Origin of the sequence: Vibrio sp. D3 (genome assembly GCF_043995865.1) — a bacterium.
Lineage (GTDB): Bacteria > Pseudomonadota > Gammaproteobacteria > Enterobacterales > Vibrionaceae > Vibrio > Vibrio diabolicus.
The window spans coordinates 114,370-126,544 of sequence record NZ_CP171886.1 but is presented as its reverse complement, the minus strand read 5'-3'; the positions used below and the strand labels follow the sequence as shown (position 1 = coordinate 126,544).

At 41.4% G+C, this 12,175-nt stretch carries 10 protein-coding genes; all 10 read right to left on the bottom strand.

From position 1 onward, the window contains the following. Positions 1-293: 293 nt before the first annotated feature. The gene (locus ACHFJ9_RS00525; protein WP_395354721.1) at positions 294-1,133 is read right to left on the bottom strand and encodes an NAD/NADP transhydrogenase subunit beta; all 840 of its coding nucleotides are present in this window, start codon (positions 1,131-1,133) and stop codon (positions 294-296) included. Then, positions 1,134-1,424, bottom strand: coding sequence for a PAAR domain-containing protein (locus tag ACHFJ9_RS00520; RefSeq protein ID WP_005375969.1), 291 nt, complete (start codon positions 1,422-1,424; stop codon positions 1,134-1,136). An 11-nt stretch (positions 1,425-1,435) separates the two neighbouring features. After that, entirely contained in the window at positions 1,436-3,271 is a 1,836-nt protein-coding gene (tssI, locus tag ACHFJ9_RS00515; protein WP_104970760.1) for a type VI secretion system tip protein TssI/VgrG, read from the bottom strand. Positions 3,272-3,319: 48 nt separating this feature from the next. After that, entirely contained in the window at positions 3,320-3,799 is a 480-nt protein-coding gene (locus ACHFJ9_RS00510; protein ID WP_005375967.1) for an Hcp family type VI secretion system effector, read from the bottom strand. A 208-nt stretch (positions 3,800-4,007) separates the two neighbouring features. Next, positions 4,008-6,575 carry a type VI secretion system ATPase TssH gene (gene tssH / locus ACHFJ9_RS00505; RefSeq protein ID WP_237308630.1) on the bottom strand — a complete coding sequence of 856 codons (2,568 nt, stop codon included), beginning with the start codon at positions 6,573-6,575 and terminating at the stop codon, positions 4,008-4,010. A gap of 10 nt (positions 6,576-6,585) precedes the next feature. Then, the gene (gene tssG / locus ACHFJ9_RS00500; RefSeq protein WP_114322985.1) at positions 6,586-7,551 is read right to left on the bottom strand and encodes a type VI secretion system baseplate subunit TssG; all 966 of its coding nucleotides are present in this window, start codon (positions 7,549-7,551) and stop codon (positions 6,586-6,588) included. Beyond that, positions 7,548-9,371, bottom strand: a complete 1,824-nt coding sequence (gene tssF / locus ACHFJ9_RS00495) for a type VI secretion system baseplate subunit TssF (protein WP_047009238.1) — start codon at positions 9,369-9,371, stop codon at positions 7,548-7,550. The genes tssG and tssF overlap by 4 nt, the downstream gene beginning before the upstream one ends. Then, the gene (gene tssE / locus ACHFJ9_RS00490; RefSeq protein ID WP_395354716.1) at positions 9,368-9,832 is read right to left on the bottom strand and encodes a type VI secretion system baseplate subunit TssE; all 465 of its coding nucleotides are present in this window, start codon (positions 9,830-9,832) and stop codon (positions 9,368-9,370) included. Before tssE ends, tssF begins: the two co-directional genes overlap by 4 nt. A gap of 7 nt (positions 9,833-9,839) precedes the next feature. After that, positions 9,840-10,634, bottom strand: coding sequence for a type VI secretion system accessory protein TagJ (locus ACHFJ9_RS00485; protein ID WP_256894166.1), 795 nt, complete (start codon positions 10,632-10,634; stop codon positions 9,840-9,842). 10 nt (positions 10,635-10,644) lie between these two features. Then, positions 10,645-12,156, bottom strand: a complete 1,512-nt coding sequence (gene tssC / locus ACHFJ9_RS00480) for a type VI secretion system contractile sheath large subunit (RefSeq protein WP_048625110.1) — start codon at positions 12,154-12,156, stop codon at positions 10,645-10,647. Positions 12,157-12,175: the final 19 nt, after the last annotated feature.

The window sequence follows — 12,175 nt, the reverse complement described above, 5'->3', positions numbered from 1 at the left end:
AGGTTTGCTCCTGCAAGAATCCGAATTTCAGCCGTGTAAACATCAGAGTATTACGTGACTGGCTGAATCTGGCACAAACCAAAGCTCAATTTATTTAATTTGGGTTAGGATATCTTGAGTCGAACAGCTTTTCATGTAGTTTATGTTCTATGGTTCACTATTTCACCGGAAAGCGAGAAAAACGTTGTATAAACACCTTTTAAGCAACATTAAGTGATGGTCTCGAGTAAACATAACCGTCACATTTAAACCATTAAAAGCCAACGTTTAGAAGGGACAAACTAGATCCAGAACTACTCGTTATGCCAATTGTATATAACTCCCACCGTATAACCATCTGGCTCGATATCAGCTTGCAAAACGTGGAAGTCTGAGTTGAGGCTACTTCTTTGATGCTCCTCAATCATTAACACTTTTAAAACACCTCCGCATGCGCCCAGCCCTCCTAGTTTAACATCAATAAATTGATACTGAGTTTGATCGGTCACCCAGGGAGACAAGAGTTGCATAGCATTTAACCATCGAGGCTCATCTCCATCAATGGATAAATGCAACTCACTAAGTGAGTGATCACACCCTACTCCAAGTTGTTTAAACACTTTATCGACAGCAATGCTTTGTTGTTTGGTATCTAAATCAATTCTAACATCATCAGTAACAAGGCCGGACTGTTGAAAAAAGCACTTCGTCAAAATGATCGAGTTTTGAGATTTGGCATGCTCTTCTGCATCGCGAGCAATTTCTATAGCCAGTATCCAAGTTGCTTGTGTTTCGTTAACTTCACGGTTTATCCGATTTAGCGCCATCAAGAACGCCGCTTGACCATAAGGATAAAAATAAATTTCTCTATTGGCAGAGTTACCAAGGATAAGAGAAAACTCGTTTATCAATGCCTTAAGCAAGCTTTTATCTACCGAAGACGGTAAAAGAACGCAGATATTCCCTTTGATATCACTTTGCTCCAGTATCTCGCGCTTAGAGCGCACAAGATTTAATATCTGCTCATACAGTGATTGATCAGGATAGGATCTTGGTGTTTCTGCGGGCAATCTAAAACATTCGTTAGCTATCTCACGAACAGTGTATGGCCTGCCATTAATAGCAAGAAGATGAGTTTGAAATGCGAGTGGCATCTAGCCTCCGATTAAAACCGTAGGCATGCCAGACAGAATTTTACCACCATGAGACGTTGAATCGCCGACCCTTGCAGCTGGCTTACCGTTGATTGTAACGCTAGAAGAGCCTGCTGAGATGCTATCCGGAGGACCTATACATATAAGCTTATCTCCCTGCCTAGCCGCTGGAATGCCGCCAATTGTCACGTTTGGCGAGCCAACTACGACGGGGCCACCTACATGAGGAATTTTTCCTGTTTTTTTAGGACAAAGATGAAAGCTGCCCAATATCGCGGCTGGTTTACCCACTTTAAATCACCTTAGTTCAATGAAATTTGCCCAGCTTTAAGAGCGATAGCAGAGCCGTTAATAGATATTTTATTGCCTTTGATGTTGATTTCTCCGGAACTAGACATCTGAATCGAAGCGCCACCGACTTTGATCTCGATACTCTTTCCTGCATTAAAAGACAACACTTCACCCGTTTCATTAGAAAAGTTTTTACCTACTTTCAAGGTCGCATTCTTGCCAATCTCTTGATTGACATCATTCGTCACTTTTTCGGTTTTACTGTTTTCAACGGCAATATCAACACAGTCTTCAACTAGCATTTGGAAAAGTTTTTCGGCATGAAGATAGATGTGTTCTTCACCGGGTTTGTCATCAAAGCGCAACTCATTAAAATTAGATGTGCCTTTTTGTACAGAACGCGATTTATAACCACTTTGAGAGCTTTGCTCTGGTAACGTGTAGGGAGGGAGTTGACTACCATTGTACAGTGACCCCGTAACAATTGGCTGGTCAGGATCGCCATTGACAAACTCGACGATGACCTCTTGTCCTACTCTAGGATGAAACACCGAGCCCCATCCGTTACCCGCGATATTTTGCGCAACACGAATCCAACATGAGCTGTTTACATCGTATTTACCAACACGATCCCAGTGAAACTGAACTTTAATACGACCGTGTTTGTCTATGTAAATTTCGCCATCTTTGTTTCCCGTTACCACTGCGGTTTGCAAACCTTTCATCTGAGGTTTCGGATAGTTCACTGAAGGGCGAAGGATTGTTTTTGAGTCAACACAACTAAATGATACTTTAACACCTTGCGCAGCAGTGCCACCTTGACCAGTCTGATTATAAACAGCCGCAGATAAAAAAACGGAGGACAGTACGTATTCTTTGCCGACTCGAGACTTATCTTCATGCTTTTTAAACTTAAAGCACTTTCCCACACTGAACGTTCGACACGTTGCCTCGCCACGGCACAGATATGCGTTTTGCTGTAGTGCTTCTATAGCGTGCGTGTTTCTAAGTGCGTATTGGTCATCACTTTCCGTTTCACCCATGTATTCAAAATACTCGCTTTCAGGCACGGTAAAAAAATCACTTTCACCCTTGGCAGTATTTTTAGGATTAGACGAAGGCTTAAGCATGTTATAGCCAGACTTTTGGCTTGCTTTAGTCGTCAAAACTTGGGTTTCATGCCAAGAAGAAATATGGCTAGACTTAGCTGTACCTGTATCAAAATCGACTAAAAACTCTGTACCCGGCTTATAGAAACTGATGTCGTCAAAAATCTTAAGCGTGTGGACAGACTTAGTGTGTGTGAAACAGAACGATAGCCCTTCTTCTGACAATAAGCGTCGGACAAATTCAAGGTCTGACTCTTCATATTGCACTTTGTATGTGTATTTAGGGTACGACTTAGTTAACTCAAAACTAAAGGCGACACTATGCTCCGAGAGTACTTCGGAGATAATTTCTTTTATATCTTTATGCTGAAATATTCTGCAATTTTTTCTGTAATCGGCGAAACGTAATTTAGGCTCTATTAATAACTCTATATTTTTATAATTCTCACCATTATGAGTATTAGAAACTCGTTGCCCTTCTAATCTTGCAGCAGATACATAACCATGTATATAACGAGGTTTTGAAGAAACATCCTCACTATTTTCAAGGGTAATTGTTACTTCTTTACCAATTATTTCGTTTAACTCACTTCGTTGATCATTAAAGTAAGCTTTAGCACGCAATGAAAAAAGTTCTGAGATCTCTTCTCTATACTCAAATGAGTTTAGTATGATGGCATCTTTTCCGAATGGAGAGGAAATTCGGATGAAATTGTTATCTTGAGTTGCTCTTTTCATTAAATACTTCTTTCAAAAAATGCGGGGGAATATTCCCCCGCATAAAAATTACATTTGTTGACCTTTAACACCGCTGTAGCCGTATACCAATGGCGCAGAAGTGTTGTTTTTATCGTCAGTAGGAGTCACTGTCATCATCATTTCAGTGTAAGAAATAGTGATGGTTTCAACTGGACGATCATCCTGGATAGAAACTGAGTAGTTAGAAATCATCGCATCAGTCAGTTCGATCTTCATGATTTCTTCAACTTTCTCACCTTGCTTAGTAATATGGAAAACCGCAGGTTTACCTTTACCAATTGTCGCTTCTTTAAATAAGTCAGGAGAAGAACGGTCTTGAAGTTTAGTGATAGTCAAATCATATAGACGAGTAGCGCTCGCTTCACGGTCCATCGCTGTACCAGTGTATGATGAGATCTCACGACCTACACTCCAATCTACAGATAGTAGTGTAATCAAATCCTTATATTGCTCGGCAGTTGCCTCACCCTTAATATCTGCGTATTTAAGATACGTATTAGACTGCATGCTAATCTCCTATAGCATTATTAATTGACATATATCGTAGTAATTTAATTATCTGACGTTTGATGATAATTAGTGATTAATGTATCAAAAACTTCATTTTAAATACGCCCTGTTATATCTTTAAATAAGACTTAATTTAAGCGTTTTTTATAAAAAATAATAGTTAATATGAACCAACTCCCAATTATTATTGAGAGTGTAAAGGATGTTAAACTATTGAGACATCAAGTCCACTAGTTGTACCTTTAACAATAATTTCATCAAACGTCTTATCATTAAGAATTGCATGCAATATTTCATGAGAAATCTTAGGAAGTAATGTGTTTTCTATGGTTGTCTGTACCACACGTGCACCGCTCCCCGACTCATTACTATTGTCTACAATATCATTAATTAGTTCTTCATCAAAAAATAGGTCAGCGCCGTAATTTTTACGAATGCGATTCGTAACTTTGGCTAATTTTAATTTTGTTATTTCTATCAATACTTCTCTTGATAGAGGCAAATAAGGTAATACATTAACACGTCCTAAAAATGCAGGTTTAAAGTCAACCAACAAATCGTCACGCAAAGCATCTTTTAGTGCTGAAGGCTCTGGAGATAAATCAGGATCAGAATACAAAGACATCGTCGTTTCGGTCCCTGTATTCGCGGTCATAATAATAATAGTGTTTTTAAAATCTATATCGCGACCTTCACCATCTTTAATTGAGCCTTTATCGAATACCTGATAAAAAATATCTTGAACTCCAGGGTGTGCTTTTTCCATTTCATCCAAGAGAATCACACTATAAGGTTTGCGTCTGACGGCTTCAGTAAGTACACCACCTTCGCCATACCCAACATAACCTGGAGGCGAGCCTAATAATAAGGAAACTTTGTGCTCTTCTTTAAACTCGGACATATTGATAGTTGTGACATTCTCTTCACTGCCGTACACTTTCTCTGCAATAGCTAAAGCAGATTCAGTTTTACCCACTCCACTTGGTCCCGTGAGAAGAAATACACCATTTGGTCGTGTCTCATCCGTGAGCTGTGCACTGGCAGTTTTTATCACTTCAGACATGACTTCCAAAGCGTGATCCTGTCCGACAACTCGTTTACACAAACTCTCTTTCAAACTCAGTACAGCTTGGATTTCATCATCCTGAAGTTTGCCCAGTGGTATCCCGGTCCAATCTGAAATTACTTCTGCAACAAGCGCTTCATTGACATGCGAAAATACTAATGGCTGCGAGTTAGCGGAGAGGCTACTTTCGAGCTCTTGTAACTTGTCCCTAGCAGTCTCAGAACCCTCCTTGATTATTTGAGCTCTAAGTGACTTAGCTTCACTTACCCACTCTTTTTCTTTCTCCCACAGCATCTCTAGTTCAACTATTTCACTAGATAGAACATCAATCTCTTTTCTGACATCTTGCAACTGCATATCAAGAGGTGCACCTAGCTGACTTTCTTGGCTTAGGTGCTCATACTCAGCTTGCTTAGCTTTTAGTTTATTCCTTTTCGCATCTAGACCTCCCGGTGTAGACGATTGACTTAACGCGACTCGCGAGCAGGCTGTGTCTAAAACAGACACAGCCTTATCTGGCAGTTGTCGGCCATTAATGTATCGAGCTGAGAGTTGAACGGCAGCATTGAGAGCCTGGCTAGTGATGTGGACGTCATGGTGTTGTGCCATTACATCAAGTAAACCACGTAACATCTCGACCGCAAGCTCAGGCGCTGGCTCGTCGACCTTCACTACTTGAAAGCGTCTGGTAAGAGCCGCGTCTTTTTCAAAATACTTTTTATATTCTGCCCAAGTTGTTGCTGCGATCGTTCTGAGTTCACCTCTCGCTAACGCTGGCTTTAGAATATTCGCTGCATCACCTTGTCCTGCTTGTCCCCCACCACCAATCAGACCATGTGCTTCATCGATAAACAAAATAATGGGTTGTGGTGCGTCGTTAACTTCTTTCACAAGGTTTTTAAGTCTGTTTTCAAACTCACCTTTCATGCCAGCACCAGCTTGCAATAACGCCAGATCCAAAGACTTAATCGCTACATTTTGTAGAGCAGGAGGTACATCGCCATCAATAATCTTTTGCGCCAAACCTTCAACAACGGCTGTTTTTCCAACGCCAGCTTCACCAGTTAGAATCGGGTTGTTTTGTCGACGTCTTAATAAGATGTCGATCATTAAACGGATTTCATTGTCTCTACCAATAACCGGATCTATCTTACCTTCCCTAGCCTGCTCAGTAAGATCTGTTGTAAATTGATTCAGCGCAGAATTCGCGTTTGATTTCCCTAGGTCATTCGATCCTGATTGACGCGTATTACTTTCTTTAAAGTTCAATAACCGAGATGGTTCTATCTTGTTTAACTCAGGGCTAATCGAACCAGCCATGTTGACTAACGTATCATCAGACAAGTAGGCAAATAAAAGATGAATGCAATCCAACTGCTCCTGATTGAACTCAATCGTTGCCGATAGCAAAGCATTTTGCATCACAGTCACTGTGTGAGCTGAAAGACCTGGGACCGATTGACATCCCGTTTTGTATTTTTCAAGTGTCTTTTGAAGATCAGTTTCAACCTTGATTTTATCGACATCAAATTCGTCGAAAACTTCTGAATAAATATCGGCAGGATGTTGAATAATCGTCATTAACCAGTGAGACATTTCAATACTGTGATGGGTTCGAGAGCTTGCCATCGCAGCTGCTTGTTCAAGTGTTTCCTTAGCCTGAGGAGACAATCTTTCGACCAACGCTGAAAGTGAGAGTGAAGCCATTATGTTTCCTTTAAATAGTAATTGTTATGGTTCGATCTTTTGTGCGTTTATGTTTTTTAAGTACAGAACCAACACCTAACTGACCATGTTTTTTTGATAAACAAACTTGAGGTAATAAACTATGTTTGGTGGTGAGCTGCCATTTCACTTGCTTATGCTTACCAATAAATTCATAAGCCGCACGTTTAATAATTTCTACATTTGGATGGTTAGGCAGTAATTTACTAACCAGATCTTTGTGCTTTGGCAGAAACTCGATCGTTGTTCCTGCGTTTATATTCCAAGCTTTCGAGCCTAAGGATGCTCCGGAACCAAGTTGAGCAAACTGCCCTTCAGGCATAGTTCGAGATGAAAGACGTGTTTGCTCTTCTTTTGCAAGATGTAGCCACTGCCCTTGAAACTCATGAATCTTTACTTGGCATCCAGATAAACATTCAAGAACACTTTTTAGTCCAGCTTTGCTTCTCGTCGGTGAAGCAAAAACACCACCATAATGCAGGGACAACGAACTACCCTGGCCAGTTAATGCCGACTTACAATCTTCTAAAGGTGAACGTAATCCCTGTGCATGAGCACGAGACTGAACGGTCAATTGACTTAGTTGCCAGCATCGATAGTAAAGAGACAGTAAACGATGGTTAAAAATATCGTAGAAGTCCACCATTGCCGTATCGCCTTCTTTTTGACGATGTAAAGCTAACTCGCTGTAGTGCTGAGGAAGCACCCCCTGCTCACCCGTTAGGCCTATTAAATTGGTTTCAAGTGCTAGCTTGTGGCTATCAATATGTTTTAGATCGCAAAGCTGCGCATTTTCAAAACCTAACGATGGATTGACCTTTAAGTTTAGTTTTTCATGCTTCGGTAGAGCATCTGTCCCTATTTGTGCCTCGGCTTGCAAGATCTCGTGTTCGATAAGGTGAATTGCTTCAAACAACGGATGTTGCTTTAGATCTCGATAAAATTGCTCCGCGCTCATAGCAACACCTTATCGCCAGTTAATGCAGGCCATAAGTGGAAGGGCTTTCCCGTTGACTTAAGTCTTATTTCTAGCTGCGTAAAAATGTTAATTTCAGCATATTGTGCAAAGTAAACGGATAGCACACTACCTAGGAGGAAGATTTGCTCTTTAGGTAAAATTTGATCAGAAACTGTCAAAATGATTTTTATACCGTGCGCAAAACCAACTTTACCTTTCTGACTGACTCTACCTGTAGTCGGCTCGAACTCTAGCTTCGCTAAAGCATCAATTACCGCTTTCGTTTCTGCTGTCCCAGAAAATGCGTAGAGATTCAGGGTTTGCTTCAAAGTTGTTAATCCATCTTCTTCGGTAAAGTGGTTTAAAGTTAGAAGCTTAGTTAGCTGCCATCGTGTACTTTCATCCATTTCTGGCCGGAGAGTTTCTGATATAGAAACTAAACAACGAACTGACTCGAAGTTGTCATTTACTTCCGGCAAAGAGACTTTTGGAAGACCGCCTCCAAATGGAAGCTTCTGCGCTAAATTACGATTGCAGCACTCAGCTTCAACGTACATTAACCAGTTTTCTCGGCTCTCTGGACTGAACAATTGATGCCTTTTATCAACAAAAGAAATGTACGTTTCCCTACCCGGCTCATCGTATCCACCAGCCCAGTTTTTATCCTCACGTCTCATCAACCAATAAATTTCACTGGCGTTCATATAATGCGTGTGCTCACCAGCGTGATAACATGGCAGGTTGTGATACGTTTTGTTCCAGTTTCTCAATGTTACGTCAGAAATAGAGACAACCTCGTTACTCTCGGCTTCCTGGTATTGCGGTGATAAGTGGTAATCGTACTCGGTTGGTAGAATACGCTTTGGCTCCATAACACTTTTAAATAAGTTGACGACTGGCACACAACCAACCATCAAGCTCTCTTCATCCACTTGCTTAGGAAGCCAATCATCATTGGTATCAAAGTAAAAATACAGCTCAACTTGCTCTCCAAGAGCTAGTTCTGATAATCCGAGTTCAGTGATATCAAAGAACATGAACTTCTCAGGAAAGTGCAGATACTCAACAAGTAATCTTGCTCCCGAAAAGCTTCTCTTACTGTATGGAACAACCTTCTCATCTTCTGAAAATCCCACTTCAATAAGATGCCTTTTCGTTAAAGAACGGACTTCTTTGCCACCCGCAACGACAGATAAACCAATTAGATTTTGAAATAGCATTTGGTAAAGTTTAAACGTCAACTGAGATTGCCCGTTTAAATAAAAGCGCAACCGTTCTAATCCCATTTCACTCAGAGATGTCTCTTCATCTTGGGCGGTGAGCTGGATTTTCAGAACTGAATGAGCATGGCTTTCCCATTGGGAGCCCACCGATTTAAGCGGTGCGTTTTTGAAAGCGCCAGAGGTCACATCAACAGGGTACATTCTGACCGGATAACAGGTTCTAAACTCGCATTCGTGGTATCCAGGAGCACCGATAACGACTCGCTCACCTTCTTCTACGTCAAAAAAAGAGGAAGTGGAGCTAGAGCAGTTCATCTTAATGACGGACATTGATGGAATTGGTGCGTGAAAATCCGGATATAACTGCCCCATCAAAGATTCAGTGAACTGAGGATAACTATTGTCTAAACTTTGTCTAATCCTTGCCGTTAGAAATGCACAGCCTTCTAGCAATCTTTCTACATGTGGATCGTCAACCTGCTCCTCACTGATACGGAGTCTCGCAGCGATCTTAGGATACTGCTCCCCAAACTCTTGTCCTTTGTGACGTAAATAAGCTAACTCGCGATTATAGTATTTGAGAAACTCTTCACTCATTTCGCTCTACTCAGTTTCATACCTAAATTTACCGGCTCTACTTCAGAATTGAATCGCACTTCATGAATGCTGTTATCGATTAAGCAAGTGGCGCTAATTTGTAACCTCAACACCCTATCAATAGCGTTTTTCTCGTCCGAAATCTGGACATAAGGATTCCTTAACCTAGGCTCGAACTCTTTAATTGCACCATGAACAATGTCACAAAGCTGATTCTGCCCCTCTTGGCTGCTATAAGGCATCGAGGAAAAATCTGGCAGACCATAATTCAATATTGAATAGCGAACCTCTAAAAGGTCATCAGGAATGTTTTTCCATCCGATACGACTATTTAACATAGACTCCAGATCTCTAAGCAAGCTGTTCAACATCTGTTGTTGGCTCGTAGGGAAGTCTTTTTCATCTCTAGTTGAAGGATCACTATCCATCAATTTGTCGAGCAGAGAAACAGTTAAAGACATGTTATTATTACGCTATTTGTTTCGACTCTAACAATGTAGTCAAGTCACAGATTGGGAGGGCTGAATCACCAACTAGCCAACATTTTTGGCCTAAACCCACGAAGGATTCTTGCTCACCAAGCTGTTTCCAATCCGTTTCTCGACCTAGCTTTTGTGCGTCAGTTTCTGAGTCAACATAAGTCAATGGCATATGGCCTTCTCCTTCGCCAAGTCCGTCAATATCAAACTCTACAGGTCGCCAAATACTTTCTAATAAAGAGGTAGGTGCTTTTATTTCTAGTGCTTGAATGCTAGAAATTGGAACAAGAAAATAGTTACCCGCGGTGGAAAACAGTTCAATGTAACCACCTAAACGATCATCAATATCCCTAGCATCTTCATAGTTTGTACCGTTTATGTTAAAGCCTTTAATAGTACGCTGCTCTTCAATGCTATGCGCTAGGTGTGACGCTTCTGCATAGTCTTGATTTCCGAGAGCAAGGTTAAAGCGAACAAGCTCTTTAGTGAATTCCTCGTCACCTAATACCTTGGCACTAGCCGCACCGTCGATAAAATCTTTTCTAGCCTGGGCCGCTTTCACTAAATGTCGCAACTGACTTGCACCAGGTAGATACTCAGGAAACAATTTGATCGATTGCATAAGTTGCTCATCCGCACGCTCGAAGTCTCCATCAATGCAAAGCAGCTCAATGAACGAGCTTCTCAAGCTTGCATCTTTAGGCGCCGCTTTAATTTCATCAATTAATAGCTCTAGAGCTTGTTGCAATTGGCCTTGCGACAAAGCATTTTTCCATTGGGTCATTGTTATTTCCTTACACCAAGTGCTCTGGTGATAATTCAGTAATTAATTTAATGCTAGATACCATTTGATCGAGCTGGAAGTGCGGTCGCAAATGGATAACAGAGTAATAGTGTCCTGGAGTTTCTCTTTTCTCTCGAACCGTAATTTTCGCTTCATTTAAGGGGTACTTCGCCCTAAGTTCATCAGATGCTTCATCCGACGCGGTAGTGTACTGATGCAACCATCGTTGAAAGTCTCGCTCAAGGCTTTCTGCATCTTGATATCCACCAATCTTGTCACGCCCCATAACCTTGAGATAATGTGCGACTCGCGACACACACAACGTGTATTGCAACATCGAGGTGAGCTTTGCATTCGTTGAAATGTGTTTTTCTGCATATTGCTTAGGCTTGTAGAGAGATACATTCGAGGTCATCCCTACCATATCGGTTTCAGGTACAGGAGAAATAGAAATGAAACCGCATTCAGACAACTCTTGTTCTTTTCTCTCAGAGATCTTTAAGTTTAAAGGACATCTTTCACGGTCATTCTTGCCATTAACACGCATTTTGTTCCTAGTAGGAGCAACGATAATACCCTGACTATAATCCCCTTGCTTAATGCCTCGCATGTGCGTAAACCACCCATGCTCCTGAAACGCTCTAATTGATACGGCCGCAAAACAATACGCGCTACTCCCCCATAGCAAATCGCGATTAGAGTCGTAGACATGCTCTTGAAAGTCGAACTGATCGTTGCGTGAACCATCACTTTTATATGGCTGACGGAATAGAACATTCGGCGCAGTCAGGCCAATAAATTTGGTATCATCGTTGTCTCTCAAACTGCGCCATTTTGCGTAATCTGCCTGTTCAAATTGGGCCGCAATATCTCTTATCGCAGAAAGCTGTGAAAAACTGTCAACACCAAACATCTCCGGCGATGCTGACATAATGAACGGGCTGAATGCTGCCGCTGCAGACTGAGAGATCTTGCTGAGCACAGACAGATCTCTATCAAAATAATTTTTACTCGCATCACAACGAAGTTGATAATCGCCAACTACCACGCCAAAGGGTTCTCCCCCGGCCATGCCATATTCATTTTGATAGAGCAGCTTAAATAGTGCTGATTGGTCAAACTCGATGGCTTTTAGTGCATCTTTACTGACTTCATTCCATGTTGCCGCCAACACCTTGACTTTGACGGAGTCTGATGATCGAGTGTCGACCTGTTCGCATAAATACCTCACGCCGATCCAACCTCTTTCGAGTTGTTGAAACTCAGGATGATGTATTATTTCGTTTAATTGAGATTCTAATAGCTCATCAATTCGGTTTATCGTGTTCATCACACTATGACGAAAACTGTCCAAATCTCTTGAACGCGTACCTTCTAGCCAAATTCGAGCTGCCTCTACAAGATCAGAAGATTCATTGAATCGAGTCAACCACGGGCTATCAAGCTCAGCATGGCCTCCTGTGCTGAATTCATGCTTTAGCTTACTGGGATCGCGAAAGTTAAGTGACACTGCTATTTCCATCTAGAACATAACGATTTGG

What these genes read in the sequence shown, in the direction of transcription:
- ACHFJ9_RS00485 (WP_256894166.1), bottom strand. Translation starts at nt 10,634, where the DNA reads ATGACCCAATGGAAAAATGCTTTGTCGCAAGGCCAATTGCAACAAGCT.
- ACHFJ9_RS00525 (WP_395354721.1), bottom strand. Translation starts at nt 1,133, where the DNA reads ATGCCACTCGCATTTCAAACTCATCTTCTTGCTATTAATGGCAGGCCA.
- tssC (WP_048625110.1), bottom strand. Translation starts at nt 12,156, where the DNA reads ATGGAAATAGCAGTGTCACTTAACTTTCGCGATCCCAGTAAGCTAAAG.
- tssE (WP_395354716.1), bottom strand. Translation starts at nt 9,832, where the DNA reads ATGTCTTTAACTGTTTCTCTGCTCGACAAATTGATGGATAGTGATCCT.
- tssI (WP_104970760.1), bottom strand. Translation starts at nt 3,271, where the DNA reads ATGAAAAGAGCAACTCAAGATAACAATTTCATCCGAATTTCCTCTCCA.
- ACHFJ9_RS00510 (WP_005375967.1), bottom strand. Translation starts at nt 3,799, where the DNA reads ATGCAGTCTAATACGTATCTTAAATACGCAGATATTAAGGGTGAGGCA.
- tssH (WP_237308630.1), bottom strand. Translation starts at nt 6,575, where the DNA reads ATGGCTTCACTCTCACTTTCAGCGTTGGTCGAAAGATTGTCTCCTCAG.
- tssG (WP_114322985.1), bottom strand. Translation starts at nt 7,551, where the DNA reads ATGAGCGCGGAGCAATTTTATCGAGATCTAAAGCAACATCCGTTGTTT.
- tssF (WP_047009238.1), bottom strand. Translation starts at nt 9,371, where the DNA reads ATGAGTGAAGAGTTTCTCAAATACTATAATCGCGAGTTAGCTTATTTA.